11 protein-coding genes are annotated in these 16,768 nt (G+C 56.5%); 1 reads left to right on the top strand and 10 read right to left on the bottom strand.

The window, feature by feature from the left end; genetic code table 11:
• The first annotated feature begins 43 nt into the window (after nt 1-43).
• Nucleotides 44-1,375, top strand: a complete 1,332-nt coding sequence (gene argA, locus AC4OVS_RS04560) for an amino-acid N-acetyltransferase (protein WP_022649227.1) — start codon at nt 44-46, stop codon at nt 1,373-1,375.
• 33 nt (nt 1,376-1,408) lie between these two features.
• On the opposite strand, the gene recD is transcribed toward argA, so the two are convergent.
• The 10 genes from recD to lgt form a co-directional block, all read right to left on the bottom strand.
• A complete protein-coding gene (gene recD, locus AC4OVS_RS04555) occupies nt 1,409-3,229 on the bottom strand; it encodes an exodeoxyribonuclease V subunit alpha (RefSeq protein ID WP_491922207.1) in 1,821 nt (606 codons plus the stop codon).
• The gene (recB, locus tag AC4OVS_RS04550) at nt 3,226-6,768 is read right to left on the bottom strand and encodes an exodeoxyribonuclease V subunit beta (RefSeq protein WP_353416973.1); all 3,543 of its coding nucleotides are present in this window, start codon (nt 6,766-6,768) and stop codon (nt 3,226-3,228) included. Before recB ends, recD begins: the two co-directional genes overlap by 4 nt.
• Nucleotides 6,765-9,647: a pitrilysin gene (gene ptrA, locus AC4OVS_RS04545; protein WP_023298507.1), complete on the bottom strand. Its 2,883-nt coding sequence runs from the start codon at nt 9,645-9,647 to the stop codon at nt 6,765-6,767. Before ptrA ends, recB begins: the two co-directional genes overlap by 4 nt.
• Before the next feature lie 139 nt (nt 9,648-9,786).
• Entirely contained in the window at nt 9,787-13,161 is a 3,375-nt protein-coding gene (recC, locus tag AC4OVS_RS04540) for an exodeoxyribonuclease V subunit gamma (protein WP_284097945.1), read from the bottom strand.
• A 12-nt stretch (nt 13,162-13,173) separates the two neighbouring features.
• A complete protein-coding gene (locus AC4OVS_RS04535; protein WP_022649232.1) occupies nt 13,174-13,497 on the bottom strand; it encodes a prepilin-type N-terminal cleavage/methylation domain-containing protein in 324 nt (107 codons plus the stop codon).
• Entirely contained in the window at nt 13,482-13,880 is a 399-nt protein-coding gene (locus AC4OVS_RS04530; RefSeq protein ID WP_491922206.1) for a DUF2509 family protein, read from the bottom strand. The genes AC4OVS_RS04535 and AC4OVS_RS04530 overlap by 16 nt, the downstream gene beginning before the upstream one ends.
• On the bottom strand, nt 13,877-14,437 hold the full coding sequence (locus AC4OVS_RS04525) for a prepilin peptidase-dependent protein (protein ID WP_032626039.1): 561 nt from the start codon (nt 14,435-14,437) through the stop codon (nt 13,877-13,879). Before AC4OVS_RS04525 ends, AC4OVS_RS04530 begins: the two co-directional genes overlap by 4 nt.
• A complete protein-coding gene (locus AC4OVS_RS04520; RefSeq protein ID WP_284097944.1) occupies nt 14,428-14,892 on the bottom strand; it encodes a prepilin peptidase-dependent protein in 465 nt (154 codons plus the stop codon). Before AC4OVS_RS04520 ends, AC4OVS_RS04525 begins: the two co-directional genes overlap by 10 nt.
• A 184-nt stretch (nt 14,893-15,076) precedes the next feature.
• Entirely contained in the window at nt 15,077-15,871 is a 795-nt protein-coding gene (thyA, locus tag AC4OVS_RS04515; protein ID WP_006811817.1) for a thymidylate synthase, read from the bottom strand.
• Nucleotides 15,872-15,877: 6 nt separating this feature from the next.
• The gene (gene lgt, locus AC4OVS_RS04510; protein WP_022649236.1) at nt 15,878-16,753 is read right to left on the bottom strand and encodes a prolipoprotein diacylglyceryl transferase; all 876 of its coding nucleotides are present in this window, start codon (nt 16,751-16,753) and stop codon (nt 15,878-15,880) included.
• Nucleotides 16,754-16,768: the final 15 nt, after the last annotated feature.

Genomic DNA, 16,768 nt, shown 5'->3' with positions numbered 1-16,768 from the left:
AAAATACATAAATAACGAATAAACATTCATTAAGGGTTGTGTCATGGTTAAGGAACGCAGAACCGAACTGGTCCAGGGATTCCGCCATTCTGTTCCCTATATCAACACCCATCGGGGGAAAACCTTTGTCATCATGCTTGGCGGCGAAGCCATTGAGCATGAGAACTTTTCCAGTATCGTCAATGATATCGGCCTGCTGCACAGCCTCGGCATCCGTCTGGTGGTGGTGTATGGCGCACGTCCGCAAATCGAAGCCAACCTGGCCGCCCATCACCATGAGCCGATCTACCACAAACATACCCGCGTGACGGATGCGAAAACCCTCGAACTGGTCAAACAGGCGGCGGGTCTGTTGCAGCTCGATATCACCGCCCGCCTGTCGATGAGCCTGAGTAATACGCCGCTGCAGGGCGCGCACATCAACGTGGTGAGCGGCAACTTTATCATCGCTCAGCCGCTCGGCGTGGACGATGGCGTGGATTACTGCCACAGCGGCCGCATCCGGCGCATTGATGAAGAAGCCATTCACCGCCAGTTAGACAATGGCGCGATCGTCCTGATGGGACCCGTTGCCGTTTCCGTAACGGGTGAAAGTTTTAATCTGACCTCGGAAGAGATTGCCACCCAGCTGGCCATCAAGCTGAAAGCGGAAAAAATGATCGGCTTTTGCTCATCACAGGGCGTCGTGAACGATGAGGGCGTGATTGTGCCAGAACTTTTTCCGAATGAAGCCCAGGCGCGCGTCGAAGCGCTGGAAGCACAAGGCGATTACTATTCCGGTACCGTGCGTTTTCTGCGCGGCGCCGTCAAAGCGTGCCGCAGCGGGGTACGCCGCAGCCACCTGATCAGCTATCAGGAAGACGGCGCGCTGTTGCAGGAACTGTTCTCCCGGGACGGGATCGGTACGCAGATCGTAATGGAGAGCGCCGAGCAGATCCGCCGTGCCACCATCAATGACATCGGCGGCATTCTGGAGCTGATCCGTCCGCTGGAACAACAGGGCATTCTGGTTCGCCGCTCCCGCGAGCAGCTGGAGATGGAGATCGACAAGTTCACCATCATCCAGCGAGATAACCTGACCATTGCCTGTGCGGCGCTTTATCCGTTCCCGGAAGAGCAGATTGGCGAAATGGCGTGCGTTGCCGTGCACCCGGATTACCGTAGCTCCTCGCGGGGGGAACTGCTGCTTGAACGCGTGGCGGCACAGGCGCGCCAGATGGGTCTGAGCAAGCTGTTCGTGCTCACCACGCGCAGCATTCACTGGTTCCAGGAGCGCGGCTTCACGCCGGTGGATATTGATTCTCTGCCGGAAAGTAAGAAAGAGATGTACAACTACCAGCGCCGCTCGAAGGTGTTAATGGCGGACCTGGGATAACAATCACCCTCTCCTGTCGGAGAGGGTGATTACTCAGACAGATTCAAAAATCGCGCTTAATCCGCTTCTGCGCTCGGTGCGAGTGGCAATCGCCTGTCCCAGCACGCGTTCATCCGCATACAGCGACAGACGCTGGCGCGCACGGGTAACGGCGGTGTAGACCAACTCACGGGTTACGACCGGCGAAAGCTGTGTCGGCAGGATCAGGGCCGCATGGTTGAACTCTGAGCCCTGAGACTTGTGTACCGTCATCGCCCATGCCGTTTCATGCTCTGGCAGACGGCTGGGCTGGACGGACTTCACGCTGCCGTCCGGCAGCTGGAACCAGACGCGCAAACCGTTACCGCGATCGAGCGCAATACCGATATCCCCGTTGAACAGCCCCAGAGTACTGTCGTTGCGGGAGATCATCACTGGCCGGCCTTCATACCATCGCGAATGCTGCTGACGGTTAATTTTGCGTTTCTGCACCAGCAACTGCTCCAGCCTGTCATTCAGGCCCGCAACGCCGAACGGCCCTTCCCGCAATGCGCACAGAAGCTGGTATTCGCCAAATGCGGCAATGACCTGCCCGGGCTGACTGCGCTGCTGCACGCAGCTCAGAAAACGCTGGTATCCATGGAGAGCCTCCTCAAGCATAGCCTGATACTCTTCCCCGCTTTGCAGCGATTTCTTTTCAATGTCAGTGAAAGAGCCGTCAAACACCGTGCGCGTGGCATGCCGATCGCCACGGTTGACCGCCGCAGCCAGCTGACCGATGCCGGAGTCGCTACCGAAACGGTAGCTTTTTTGCAGCAGGCACAGGCTGTCACGCAGTGCGCCTGCGACTGGCGAGTGATCGGGTTCAAGCGAGCAGCCGGTCAGGCGGGCAAGCTCCTGCGCCCGCGCGGCGGTATAACCGTAGCTGGCGTAGGTACAGATATCCCCCAGTACCGCCCCGGCTTCCACGGAGGCGAGCTGGTCGCGATCGCCCAGGAAAACCACGCGCGCATGCGGCGGCAGAGCATCGATCAGGCGCGACATCATGGTCAGGTCAATCATGGAGGCTTCATCCACCACCAGCACGTCCAGATGCAGCGGATTACCCGCATGGTAGCGCAGCCGCTGGCTACCCGGCTGCGCGCCGAGCAGACGGTGCAGGGTACTCGCTTCACCCGGGAAAAGCGCAAGCTGCTCCTGAGTGAGCGGCAGCTGTTGCATCGCACCGCCCAGTGATTCGGTCAGTCGCGCCGCTGCTTTCCCGGTGGGCGCCGCCAGACGAATACGACATCGCTGCTCGCCTGATAGCTGGATCAGGGCTGCCAGCAGCTTTGCGACGGTCGTGGTTTTCCCGGTCCCCGGGCCACCTGAAATCACCGAAATCCGCCGCGTCAGGGCGACGGCCGCCGCCACTTTCTGCCAGTCTGTAGTCTCACCGGAGTCAAACAGCCTGTCCAGTGTCTGGCGAAGCTGCGCTTCGTCGCAGGGAAGCGGCGCGTTGGTCTCACTAAAGAAACGCGCTACCGTCAGTTCGTTTCGCCACAGACGGTTCAGATATAAGCGCTCCCCCGTCAGGATCAGCGGCGCCTGGTTTTCTCCCGGCCCGACGGCCGACGATTCGCGCAAAATTTTCTGCCAGTCCACCCTCTCCCCCAGCAGCGCAAAGCAGGACTGGAGGACAGGCGCCATTTTCTCGTCAACTACCAGACGCGAGAGCGGCAGACACACATGCCCCTCTCCGGCGTCTTTACTCAATAGGGCAGCGGCAAGCATCACGGCGGGCTGGTCAGCGGCAATCATCATGGCAAACTGCACATCCAGCTGACGCAGCACGCGTTGCTCTACCGCTTCCAGCAATAAGTCCTGCATCGTCATGCCATCTCCTCCGTGTTTGCTGCAAACAGGTTATCCATTTTATTAATCAATTCCGCATCCGGACGGGTGCTGAAGATCCCGGAGCGCGGATCGGCAGCGTCGACCCCGCGCAAGAAGAGGTAGATGACGCCACCAAAATGATTGTCGTAGCGGTAATCCGCAATACGGTGGCGCAAATAGCGGTGCAGCGCTAGCGTGTAGAGCTGATATTGCAGATCGTAGCGATGCATTTGCATGGCTGCCGCCATCGCCTGCTGGGTATAGGCTTCGCTGTTCTCGCCCAGCCAGTTCGATTTGTAATCCAGCAGGTAGTACCGTCCTTCGTGACGGAAGACCAGGTCGATAAAGCCTTTCAGCATGCCCTGCACTTGACGGAAGTTCAACGGCGGGCAACCGGCTGAGAGCGGATCGTACTGACGGATAAGCGCATCGAGCGCGTCGGCCTTAAGCGGGCCTGCGACAGGCAGATAAAACTCCATCTCAACCTGTTTATTTCTGGCCGTTAGCTGACGAAGAGCGAAGCCCTGCTCAGTCAGCGGTGCCTGCAAAATGGCGTTGATCCAGTCAGTGAGAACGGGCTGCCAGTGCGCGTCATAGCCCCCGCTCTGTAGCATCTTCAGCACCCACTCCTCACTGACAGGCTGAGTAAAATCAAGCTCTTCAAAGAGGCTGTGCAAAAAGGTGCCCGGCGACGCGCCGCGTGGGAACTGATGCGGAGTTAACGTCGGTTCAACCGGAATATCACCCACCCCTGCGGCATCCACGTCCAGCTTCGGCATGAGATCCAGCGCAATACTTTGCCCGTGCTGTTGCAGGCCAGAATAGCTGGTGACGCGCCAGTCGTCGGCAAGCACCCGCGTGATCTGGCGCGCATTAAGGTCGGTCGCGGGCTCTTGCGCCATTTGCCAGCGGCTATTGTCTGGCAGAGACGGGATATGCAGCGCGATATCGTCACCGCAGAGCGACTCAATGCAAAGGCGCAACCCCGCAGCATCTTTCGGCTCGCCACGCTGAATAAGCCGCCCTAACGCGCTTAAATGGAAATCGCTTTCCCCTGTTTTCTCCCCGCGACGGCGGAAAACCGGGGCGACGCCCAGGCTGCAATGCCAGACAGAACGGGTCAGCGCCACGTAAAGCAGGCGCAAATCCTCCGCCAGACGCTCCGCTTCTGCCAGTTCAACGCTGGTCTCCGCCTTGCTGAGATCGAGCACCGCATCGAAAGTCTCGCGGTCATGGTAAAAGGCCTGATCCTGAACCCGGTAGTTCGCGATGAAAGGCAGCCAGACCAGCGGATATTCGAGACCTTTGGATTTGTGAATGGTGACGATTTGCACCAGATGCTTATCGCTCTCAAGACGCATCTGCTGGCTTGAAGAGTTACTGTTTGGATCCGCGATTTGCTGCGCCAGCCAGCGCACAAGGGCATGTTCACTTTCAAGCTGGGTACCCGCTTCCTGTAACAGTTCGCTGATGTGTAAAATATCGGTCAGACGCCTTTCACCGCCGGATGTCGCCAGCATATTTTCGGCAATCTGACGCCGTGTCATCAGCTCGCGCAGCATCGCCATAACGCCGCGCTTTTGCCAGCGTTCACGGTAATGGACAAACTCTTCTACCACCGCATCCCATGCGTTTTCGTCATGGTTGAGTTCATCAATATCCCGTGCGTTCAACCCCAGCATAGAACTGGCCAGCGCGCTTCGAAGCGTATTTTCGCGCTCCGGCGCCAGCACCGCCTGAAGCAACCAGAGCATTTCCTGGGCTTCCAGCGTGTCGAACACGCTGTCGCGGTTAGAGAGATACACTGACGGAATATCCAGCAACGTTAGCGCATCGCGGATTAACGCCGCTTCCTGACGACTGCGCACCAGCACGGTAATATCAGAGGCCTTTACAGGATATGCCTGTTCCCCCTTCCACAGTAGTGCCTCGCCGCGCGCGCCTGCGCTTAGCCAGTCACGGATTTGCGCGGCGCAGTGCTGGGCCATCGCCGCCTGATAATCGGCAACGCCATAGCCTTCCCCCTCAAGCAGCCAGAAGGTCATGGCGGGTTGCACCGCACCGCTGACTTCAAAGCGCAGCGTCGCGTTGTTTGGGGCGGATTTCACCGGCAGGAAAGGGATTTCATTGAACATGAATGCCGTCTCCATACGGCTGAACAGCGCATTGACGCTCTCAACCATCCCCGGAGCGGAGCGCCAATTGGTATCTAACGTGTAATGCGCGACAACCTCACTACGGGCTTTCATATAGGTGAAGATATCTGCCCCACGGAAGGCGTAAATGGCCTGTTTAGGGTCGCCTATCAGCAGCAGGGCAGTGTCGGGCTGCTGTCGCCAGATGCGGCGAAAAATGCGGTACTGCTGGGGGTCGGTGTCCTGAAATTCGTCAATCATCGCCACCGGAAAACGGGTACGGATCGCGCTGGCGAGCGCTTCACCATTCTCGCTGGACAGGGCTTCGTCCAGGCGGCTCAGCATGTCATCAAACCCCAGCTCGCCCCGGCGACGTTTTTCGCGCGCGACTGCCTGGCGGATCTCCGTCATGGCGCGGGTGATCATCAGGTCATTGAGCGTTAATGGCTCCGCAAGCAGCGCTTCAATCGCCACAAACAGGGGATGCTCAGGCACAATACCGTCGGCTTTGGTTCGCTCGGTCAAAAAGCGCTGCGAAAATTTTTCCAGTGCGTCCGGAAGCTGGTAACCCCGCGTCTCCTCCTGGGCCCAGGCGCTGATCTTTTCGATCCACTTCCCCTGGTTCCCACGGTTGAACTTGCGTCTGTCGATGCCTGAGTTTTCGATGATTGCATCAATTTCACCAACCGACTCATTCCACTTCTGCTTAAGCGCGGTAATTTTGGCGACGATCTTTTCATGGCGCGAGGCCAGCGTTTCATCGGCAGGCGGAGGAGATTTAATGACCGGCGCTTCGCCTTGCAGGTAACGGTCGATGGCGCGAAGAAGCTCTTCCGGACCTTTCCACAGGGCGTGAACCGCTTCAGCAATGTCGCGCTGCAACGGATAACAGTGACGACGCCAGAAATCCGCACAGGCCTGATAGCGAAGCTCGGATTCATCTTCAATAAGCTGCTGCTCAAAGAGCATGCCGGATTCAAACGCATTCAGGCTCAGCATGCGCTGACAAAAACCGTGAATGGTGAAGACGGACGCTTCATCCATTTGCCGTTCGGCCAGCAGCAGCCATTGCGCAGCCTGTTGCTTATCCGCAATCTCGTCCAGCAGGCTCGCGTAGAGGGGGTTATCCGTCGTCTGACGCAGACAGGCGATGCGCAGCTCATGAATGTTGCTGCGAATACGGCCACGCAGCTCGGCAGTGGCCGCTTCGGTGAAAGTTACCACCAGCAGCTCTTCCACGCTTAACGGGCGCGAAAAAGCGGCGTTGCCGCCGAGCCCCAACAGCAGACGCAGATAGAGCGCGGCGATGGTATAGGTTTTTCCCGTTCCCGCTGAGGCTTCAATCAGTCGCTCACCCTGTAGAGGTAAACTTAGGGGATCAAGCGGCTCAGCGGTATGGGTCATTCTTTCTTACTCCAGGGCATAGTTTGTTGCAGCGCGCTGACGCTCTTCCAGACGGTCCACTCTTTTGATTTTACGTAGTCCGTTTTCCCGTTCTGGCTGCCAGAAACCTGAGACAGGATGGCCATACCCTGCGGTTTAACTACCGCCTGATGGAAGAAATCGGCAACTTTTTGTGGCGTCAGCTGTTTTATTTCGGCCACTATTTTATCACGCGAATCAAATTTCATATTACCGCGATCAAAATCTTTGCTCAGCTGCGAGGCCTCTTCACCCAGCGTCTGCGGCGGTTGCATCACCTGGGCGATAACCGCCTGCTGGATCTGGGCAAACTCTTCCGGCTTCATGGCGCGCAGTTTTGCTTCCGCCTGCGGGAAGAATGCCTGATAACGTTGCCACAGGTAAGCGGGTTGTTTGTCGCTGCTTTGCAGAAGGAAGCCCAACCCCCACTGACGGCCCACATTCATCGAGAAAGCGAATACCGCATAACCAAGCTGCTCTTCGGTGCGCAGCTGGTTGTAAAACCACGGCTGAATAATTTGACCGAGCACCGCACTCTGGGCAGAGCTGGTAAATTCGTCATATCCGACAGGGACAAACACCGCGGCCAGCGCGGAATCCGTGCTGCTTCCCGCTTTTTCGAAGATCGCATTCTGCTTTTTCTCTACCAGCACATCCTGGTTACGGCACCACTCATCGCCTTTTGAACCCAGTTGCGCACGCACGTTTTGTGCCAGCGTTTTAGCCTGATCTTCGCTCATGTTCCCTACAACCAGGAACTCCGGACGAGTATTGGTTTTCAGCGAATCACGGTAAGCCAGCACCTCTTTTAAGGTGACTGAGGGCAATAACGCGCGGCGATCTTCGCGCTGGAAATAAGGAATTTGGGACAACATCTGTGCTGGCATAATCGCCTGATCGTAGGCTTTACCCTTCTCGGCAGAATCCATCATCTGGGCATACCAGGACTTAGCCTGCTCGAGCTGTTCTTCCGTAGGCGTATAGCTGAAATAACCGTCCAGCAGCGCCTGGAACAGCTGCGGCAAACGCTGGGTATAGCCGTTGGCATTCACCATCAGGCCGTTATTGGCATTGGTGGAGAAACTGATACCGCCAACGGCAGCCTGGTTGCTGAGCTGATCGAGGGCAATACCGGCCAGATAATCGTTAAGCGCAAACAGCACCTGGTTTCTGGCGCTGTCCATTGCTTTAGGATTACGCAGCACTACGCTGACATCCGCTTTTGGCTCGTCGCCGAAATAGCGGCTTGGGGTGTAGACCACGCGCAGCGTCGGCTCATCAACAATCAGCTCCGGATGCGGATAGGCCTTTGCAGGTTTGATCAGCGAGAAATCGTCCGGGATGTAGGGGTTAAGCTCCGGTAACTTCAGCGCAATTTCCCCCGCCTTTTTCTGCCAGCCCGCGAAGGTCTGTTCGCTGATTTTTTCAACCTGATACGGGGCATCAACGAAGTAGGCCATTTTGTTATGCGGTTCGTTCGGGCTGATATACCAGACGCGGGCATTCTGCGGAGTCATCATCGCCAGACGCGCTTTGAGCGCCCCGGCGTCATACTGATCGGCAATATTTACCGCATCCAGCGTATGTTCCACCGGCACGCGGATCATGGTATCTGCCAGCCACTCGACGTAGTCCATATCACGCGTAATAGAGGGATAGCGGAAATCGAGATCCAGCACGTGCGCCAGCTCGTCGAAGTAGCGTTTATCGACGCCTTTGTCGCGCAGCAGAGAGAGATAACTGAAAATGGCCGCAACGACGTCGTCACGGTGAGCCAGCCCTTTATCGGTCAGCGTCGCGGAGATGGCCAGCACGCCGCTATTCCCGTTTACGACGGGATCGGAGTCAGCGCGAATACCTTCCACCAGCCCCTGCTTTTGCAGCCAGTCGGAGAGCGTACCCGGGCTGCGGTTACCGATAAGATAAGTCACCAGCTCGTCGGTTTTGCTGCGGAACTGCGCCGTGTTGTTATCAATACGGAATTCAACGCGTAACACCTTGCGCGGCAAGGCCGGCACATAGTGAATAACAATGCCTTTTTGCGCGTCCGTGACAACCGGCACGTTAATCTGCGGCAGATCGATATTTTTATTTGGCACCCTGCCATAGGTCTGCGCAGCCATGTTTGCCAGCGTCGGCAACGGTTTATTGCTGTAAATAACCGCTTTCATCAGATTGGCGGAATAGTATTTTTCACGAAACGCATGCAGCGCATCGAGCACCGGGCTACCCGGCTTGTCGCTCAGCGTTTCAAGGTTGCCGCCTGAGAAGCGCGAACCCGGGTGCGCCGGATTGATGGTTTCAGCGCTAACCTGCGCCATGCGCATACCGTCTCGCGTGCGCGCCATCGTCAGTTCGGCGTTTACGGCGTTGCGTTCCCGGTCAGCATATTTTTTATCCAGCAGCGGTGCGGCTATGGCATCCGCCAGACGGTCCACCGCCCCATCAAGCGCATCATTTTCCACTTCCAGGTAAAACGCGGTACGATACGGCGCAGTGCTGGCGTTGTGGCTGCCGCCATGCATTTTCAGAAATTCGGACAGGCTGTCAGGCTGTGGGTATTTTTTAGACCCCATCAGCGTCATGTGCTCAAGGTAGTGCGCCAGTCCCGGATGGGCGTCAGGATCTTCCAGCGATCCGACCGGCACAACCAGTGCGGAGAGCGATTTAACCGCCTGAGGATCGGAAACCAGCAGCACGGTCATCCCGTTATCAAGACGAATCGCCTGATACTGACGGGTGTCCTTATCGCTCTTACGGATTGTTTCCTGGACAGGTTGCCAACCGGAATCGGCCTGAGTGACGGGAGCCCAAAGGGCGATAAACAAAACAAACGCTTTGAACAAGGTGCTGCCTGGCATTACGACCTCTTTATCACGGCTACATCATTAACAACGTGCGTGCTGGACACGCCAGCATCTCTTTCTTTGGGTACATCAGTCCGTGATAAGAGGTGCATCATAAATGAACACCCCGTGCTGTGCAATTTTTATACAGCACTCAGGACTGCTTAAATTTGAACAACGGTAACAGGTAGCGTTGCGCCTCTTCCGTGATAATGTCGAAATATTCTGGCTCCAGCGTTCGCCATAAACGTTGATACCAGACATCGTCGCCCTCGCCACGTACCATCATGTTCCCTTCGTAGGCCTGCAAAAACTTGCTGCGCGCTTTCTGGAGCGAAGCCTCATCCGTTAACATGGCATCATTCTGCGCGTCGTAACAGGCTTTTATCCATGCCCCCCCACTTTCAGGCAGCAAAAGCAGAGGCTTGTTCATGCCCTGACGATAACCTTCAATATAAAGCGACAGATACGTCAACGCCTGCTCAGGCTCCATCGGCGGGAAGCGCCACTCGCCGTCCTTACGTACAAACAACCGGCTTTCGCCTTCGTGACCGCTCGCACTGTAGACAAGATGTTCGAGCCAGAGTTGCAGGCCATGTGAAACGCTGAGCATAGATGGGCGCCAGCGTAGCAGCCCGTCAGACTGCACGTGCGTGAGCCAGCCGCTGAGGTGCATACCGTTACAATCGAGATCAATTTCAATGCTGCTCGCCGGTTGCCGACACGCGATAACCCGGTCAGCAAGCGCTTGCATCTCATCACACTGGGCATCCCAGACGATTTCGCCGAACGCACCATACGGCAGTAATCCCGACGCCCTGTAACGTCGGAACAGTTTACTGGCGTCTTCTTCGTCAACCAGCGCATTCAAAAGCTGGGAATTAAGCTTAAAACGCTCCAGTCCATCAAGAATAAACGGTTCCGCATCAGGGATTTCGCTCTCTTCCGAGCGGAAGTTCACCTGCAAGCGTTGCTGGAAAAAAGCCCGAACCGGATGGGCCCAAAAGCGCTGCAGCTGCTCAAACGTAAGGGTGTCTATGGCGCGCGGTTCGAGCGCCTGAATGAAATCGGTTTGCGGTGTGCCCGCGTTCTTCGCAGCGGGAAGCCACTCGCGGGCGTAGCTTTGCAGTTCATCAGGAACGTAATTGACAGGATCAAACGGCATACGGCTATGGTGACAGGTAATATGCGCTTTCACCCGACGTTCGCTTTCGTCGCAGTTACAGGCCTCATCGCCCGGCAGATAGTGACTCTGCCCGATGTAGTCCACCAGCTCCTGCACCAGCACGGACGGGAAACGCTCGCTGTTGTCCTGAATTGAACGGCCGATATAGCTGATATAAAGCCTGCTTTGCGCAGACATCAGCGCCTCAAGGAAGAGATAACGGTCATCATCGCGGCGGCTGCGGTCGCCCCGCTTCGGCTGTGCGCTCATGAGATCAAAGCCCAGGGGTGGCAGCGCACGTGGATAAATACCGTCGTTCATGCCAAGCAGACAGACTACTTTGAACGGGATTGAACGCATCGGCATCAGGGTGCAGATATTCACCGGCCCAGCAAGGAAGCGCTGGCTGATGCGCTCCTGATCGAGACGTTGCGTCAGCTCATCACGCAGAAGCGAAAGGGGTACCGCCTCGTGATAGTGCGAATTAACCCCCTCATCAACGATGGCCTGCCACTGCTTCTCGATAAGCGCCATGGCGGCTTCCGTTTCGCTGTCCGGCAGGAAGAAGTCATTCAGCATTTCGCGGCAAATCGGCAGCCACTCTTCGAGTGGGCGGGGCTGCATCAATGCACGGCGCCAGCGGTTGAGCTGCATCAGCAGCGAGGCTAAGTGACCAACCAGTTCCGCAATTAACCCACTGGACTCATCGTACGGCAGCACGTCATTCCATTCGCCGTGGATGCTCTCCATCGCATACCCCAGCAGCATACGCGTCAGGCCAAACTGCCAGGTATGCTGGCCAGTCGCGGGCAGCTCAAACTCCTGGACGTTATCATCGTCGATTCCCCAGCGGACGCCGGATTCGTTGACCCACTGGCGCAGGTAGCGCAAGCCCTCTTCGTTAATGCTGAAGCGTGCGGCCAGAACAGGCACATCCAGTAATGCCAGCACATCCTCAGAGATAAACCGGCTATCAGGCAGCGAAAGCAGGCTGATAAAGGCCTGTAGCGCCGGGTGTGACTGACGAGCACGGCGGTCAGAGATCGCGTAGGGAAGATAGCGGTCGCCCGTTGCGCTGCCAAATACAGCCTGAATAAACGGGCTGTAGCTGTCGATATCCGCCACCATCACCACGATATCGCGGGGTGTCAGGGTTGGGTCGTCCTGCAACATGGCCAACAGGCGGTCATGAAGAATTTCAACTTCACGCTGTGGGCTGTGGCAAACGTGGATCGCGATACTGCGATCGTCAGGATCCAGTTTTCGCTTCTTATCGCTTCGCGCAAACTCCTCGGCAGTGATCCCGGCCACGGCACGGTTTTCTAAATCCAGAATATCAAGCTGAATATTGTGCAGCAGGCTGTCCGGCGTAATATCCGCAAACGCGTCCACGTCCCCCTCTCCCGAGGAGGTGATATCTGAAAGCAGATAAATATAGTCGCGCCCCAGCTTGCCCCACGAGGCAAGTAGCGGGTTTGGCAGGTTCTGAATCCCCTCTTCATCGAAAAGCTGCGCCGCGTTTTCAGTGTCTTTAAACAGCGGCACGGCGCGTTCCTCAAAGAGGCGTTTACGCTGGCGGGTGACCAGCCGTGAAAGCCAGCGCGGATCCTGAATATCTCCCCAATAGTGCCGACATGGGTTGGTAAAGAGGATATGGATATCAATGTGCTTACCGAGCGCTTTTAGCGCGTTCAGGTAGACAGGCGGCAGCGCGGAGATACCGCAAATGAACACGCGTGACGGCAAACGGGCTGGCCGTTCTGCGGTGTTCTCAAGTGTTGAGATAAAGCGATCGTACAAGTTAGCACGGTGCCATTTAGGCTGACCGAGCTGCCCGGTATGCTCGACCAGCGCTTTCCAGAGTGGCGCCTGCCAGATTTGCGCTTCCGGTAACCCATCGACTAATTCTCCCGCTTCCCAGCGAATCAGCCATTCTGCGCGGTAAACCAGATACTGGTCATAGAGGTCAGCAGTGCGTGAGGCCAGCTGAAAAAGTTTGCGCTTGTCGGTGTCGTCATTCAGATAGTGGCGCAGCATGGCGAACTCATCATGCGCCAGCATGTCCGGCAGCAGCGTCATCAGTTTCCAGGCCATGCTTTGTTTGTTGAAGGCACTCTGCTCAGGAATATCCGGCAGGACGCGTACAAACATCTCCCAGATAAAGCTCGCGGGCAGCGGAAAATCGATATTCGCCGCAATGCCAAACTTCTGCGAAAGGGACATTTGTAGCCACTGCGCCATACCGGTGCTCTGCACCAGCACCATTTCTGGCTCAAACGGATCGTCAAGACGCTCTTGCTCAACGATATACTCCATCAGTGCTTCCAGCACATCCAGACGATTTGAGTGGTAAACCCTTAGCATAAACGCTCCCGACTAGCGGCTAACCGGGCAATGCAGACGCGTCAACGCGCCCTGCCGCCCCAGAGGAGAAATAAGTGTGACCGTGATGCTGACACATCCGGACTGTGTTGTCTGCCCCCGACTGACCTGCCAGCCCGGCGGGAGCGTTAATGTTGAGATCTGCGACTGATTCCACGCATGATGCCATAGCTGGCGATACTGGCTAAGCGCCGCATACCGGGCTGCCAGCGCGCGATGATATCCGGATAACGCCGTCACAACCACAACCAGCAACATTATTGCCAGCAAAACCTCAACCATGCTAAATCCTTTTTGTCTGCTCAGGGTAACTGACATAGCGCACTTTCCTTAAGGGGGCAGAAGTCGCTCCAGCCGTGGGCAGAAAAGCGTATCTGTCCTTCCGCGATATCCCCGCCTCGCCATAGCAACAGATCGTCATTTCCGGCAATAAGCAAAACACGCTCCTCAAACAGCCTTACACAGACCCGCAGACCTTGTGTCTGCTTGCACTGAACCTCTGGCTGTAAAGCCCAGTCCTGAACGCGTCCCCGCTCCAGTGCAGATTGCAAGGCAGCCTGCTGGCGAATAGAGAGACTCTCACCACTCATCAGCGTGCTAAAGGTTTGCAACTGCTGGTTTAATCCGGTGAGGATCAGCGTGCCGAGCACCAGCAATAGCAAGACCAGCGCCAGCGATGACATGCCCCGCTGACGATTCACAGATTAAACCCCGTTACGGTGTGGCGAGCCGAAAAAGGTGCAGTCAGTTCACCTTTGCGGCGGGCACGCAGCTCGATACTGATGACCGGCGCAAAGCCAGCACGATCGGTTTTAGTGACCATAAACTGCTCTATCAGGACCCGATCCGGGTCAGTGAGCTTATCCCATCCCTTACCTTCACAGGATGTCGCGCCCCGCAGCGTTTCGAGCGTTCCGGACTCAAGCCGGAATCCCGTGCTGTCATTTTCTGACGCGGTGCTATCCCACTGGCCGTTGCTGTTTGCATCCCATTGCACAATTGCACAACGCCCTTGCCTGCCGATAATTAACCCTTGCCCCTGACAATGCCCTGCACAGTATCCTGCTCGCTGGAGCTGTTTACCCATCGCAAGCAGGCGTTGCCACACCTCATCTTCCAGCTCCCGTTGCCCGGATTGCAGTAAAACACCCCGCTGTAGCCCCGGTAAAAAACGTGACGTGCTGAGTAACAGAATACTGCTTATCGTCATCGCAATCAGGACCTCCAGAAGGGAGAACCCTTTTTGTTTTACTGGCATGCACCTTCTCCTGCGGCATCACACAGCCTGATACGTCCGCCATTTGAGACAATAACCCACCACGCACCGGCGCGGCTCTGCACTCGAATATGTCCGGCCCATGCGGTATCCCTTAAGCCGTAAAATCCCAGCGCAGGCGTTACGTCGCTCAGCGTGACCTCCGGCCATAACGGTTTCATCACGAACGGGTCGCCGCTGTCACAACCTGCAGCCGCTGAACTCACCAGACAGTCCCTTTCACCGTCTTTATGCAGCGCGATCCTGTGCTCGCTGTTGTGACGATTTGCGTCGTTTCGCAAGAACGCCAGGTAATCCCGCACCTGACAGGCTGTCTGCCAGAGCCGCTGCCGCTGTTGCCAGCTGTCCCAGCCATAAAGTCCCGTCGCGCTGAGGATCACAACCAGCGAGATGGCGAAAAGGGTTTCGATAAGCGTAAAGCCATGTTCGTTTTTCATGGCGGGAGTGTGGCGAAATGGCAGAAAAGGCGCGAGCGTTAAACCAGAACATTACGAGCCGCTTTCCGGAGATTTTCACCCGTTGCAACGCGTTACATCGTCTCTGGAAACAGGCTCGAAGAACAAAACGAGCGCGAAAAAAAACCGGCGCTAAAGAGCACCGGTTGTGTCAGGATTCGCCGTATCAGATGGCGACAGGGGCTTTGATGCCAGGATGCGGGTCGTAGCCTTCAATCTCGAAGTCATCAAAACGGTAATCGAAGATCGAGTCCGGTTTGCGTTTGATCACAAGCTTCGGCAATGCACGCGGTTCGCGCGTCAGCTGGAGATGCGTCTGTTCCATATGATTGCTGTAGAGGTGGGTGTCACCGCCCGTCCAGACAAAATCGCCCACTTCAAGATCGCACTGCTGCGCCATCATGTGCACTAACAGCGCGTAGCTGGCGATGTTAAACGGCAGGCCGAGGAACACGTCGCAGGAGCGTTGATACAGCTGGCAGGAGAGTTTGCCGTCCGCCACGTAGAACTGGAAAAACGCGTGGCAAGGCGCCAGCGCCATTTTATCCAGTTCACCCACGTTCCAGGCAGAAACAATGATACGGCGCGAGTCCGGGTCATTTTTCAGCTGGTTCATGACGGTCGTGATCTGGTCGATATGGCGGCCGTCCGGGGTAGGCCACGCGCGCCATTGCTTGCCGTAAACCGGCCCCAGGTCGCCGTTCTCATCTGCCCACTCGTCCCAGATGGAGACATTGTTTTCATGCAGATAAGCAACGTTGGTATCGCCTTGCAGGAACCAGAGCAGTTCATGAATGATCGAGCGCAGATGGCAGCGCTTCGTCGTCACCAGAGGGAAGCCTTCTTGCAGATTGAAGCGCATCTGGTGGCCAAAAATGGAGAGCGTACCGGTGCCGGTGCGGTCGTTTTTCGGCGTGCCCTCGTCGAGCACTTTTTTCATCAATTCAAGATACTGTTTCATGATTCCTCAGGAAAGTTGTTGCTGTGGACGACGACGATACGCCCAAATCATCATAATGGCACCCGCGACAATCATCGGAATGGAGAGGATCTGCCCCATGCTGATGTACTGTACCCACTCGCCGGTAAACTGTGCATCCGGCTGGCGGAAGAACTCGACGATGATACGAAACGCGCCGTAGCCAATCAGGAACAGACCAGATACTGCCCCCATTGGGCGCGGTTTGCGGATATACAGATTCAGGATGATAAACAGCACCACACCTTCCAGCGCCAGCTCATAAAGCTGAGACATATGACGCGGCAGAACGCCGTAGGTATCGAAAATGGACTGCCACTCAGGATGCGAAGGCAGCAGCGCGATATCCTCTGCGCGGGAGCCCGGGAACAGCATGGTAAACGGCACGCTCGGATCGACACGCCCCCAGAGTTCACCGTTGATGAAGTTGCCCAGACGCCCTGCACCCAGCCCAAACGGGATTAATGGCGCAATAAAATCAGCCACCTGGAAGAAGTTACGTTTGGTGCGTTTGGCGAAGATCACCATCACGAGGATCACACCAATCAGTCCGCCGTGGAAGGACATGCCGCCGTCCCAGACGCGGAACAGATAGAGCGGGTCGTTCAGGAATACCGGGAAGTTGTAGAACAGGACATAGCCGATGCGCCCGCCCAGGAATACGCCAAGAAAGCCAGCATAAAGCAGGTTTTCCACTTCGTTCTTCGTCCAGCCGCTGCCCGGACGACTGGCGCGACGACCAGCAAGCCACATGGCAAAGACGAAGCCCACCAGGTACATCAGTCCGTACCAGTGAAGCGCTACAGGTCCTATTGAGAAAATAACCGGATCGAATTCCGGAAAATGCAGATAACCACTGTTCATCTGTCACCACAAGAT

This window comes from Enterobacter sp. 4974935, assembly GCF_058661735.1.
Note: the sequence above shows the minus strand (reverse complement) of the source record. Positions and strands in the feature narration are given on the sequence as shown.

What these genes read in the sequence shown, in the direction of transcription:
- argA (WP_022649227.1), top strand. Translation starts at nt 44, where the DNA reads ATGGTTAAGGAACGCAGAACCGAACTGGTCCAGGGATTCCGCCATTCT.
- recD (WP_491922207.1), bottom strand. Translation starts at nt 3,229, where the DNA reads ATGACGATGCAGGACTTATTGCTGGAAGCGGTAGAGCAACGCGTGCTG.
- recB (WP_353416973.1), bottom strand. Translation starts at nt 6,768, where the DNA reads ATGACCCATACCGCTGAGCCGCTTGATCCCCTAAGTTTACCTCTACAG.
- ptrA (WP_023298507.1), bottom strand. Translation starts at nt 9,647, where the DNA reads ATGCCAGGCAGCACCTTGTTCAAAGCGTTTGTTTTGTTTATCGCCCTT.
- recC (WP_284097945.1), bottom strand. Translation starts at nt 13,161, where the DNA reads ATGCTAAGGGTTTACCACTCAAATCGTCTGGATGTGCTGGAAGCACTG.
- AC4OVS_RS04535 (WP_022649232.1), bottom strand. Translation starts at nt 13,497, where the DNA reads ATGTCAGTTACCCTGAGCAGACAAAAAGGATTTAGCATGGTTGAGGTT.
- AC4OVS_RS04525 (WP_032626039.1), bottom strand. Translation starts at nt 14,437, where the DNA reads ATGCCAGTAAAACAAAAAGGGTTCTCCCTTCTGGAGGTCCTGATTGCG.
- AC4OVS_RS04520 (WP_284097944.1), bottom strand. Translation starts at nt 14,892, where the DNA reads ATGAAAAACGAACATGGCTTTACGCTTATCGAAACCCTTTTCGCCATC.
- thyA (WP_006811817.1), bottom strand. Translation starts at nt 15,871, where the DNA reads ATGAAACAGTATCTTGAATTGATGAAAAAAGTGCTCGACGAGGGCACG.
- lgt (WP_022649236.1), bottom strand. Translation starts at nt 16,753, where the DNA reads ATGAACAGTGGTTATCTGCATTTTCCGGAATTCGATCCGGTTATTTTC.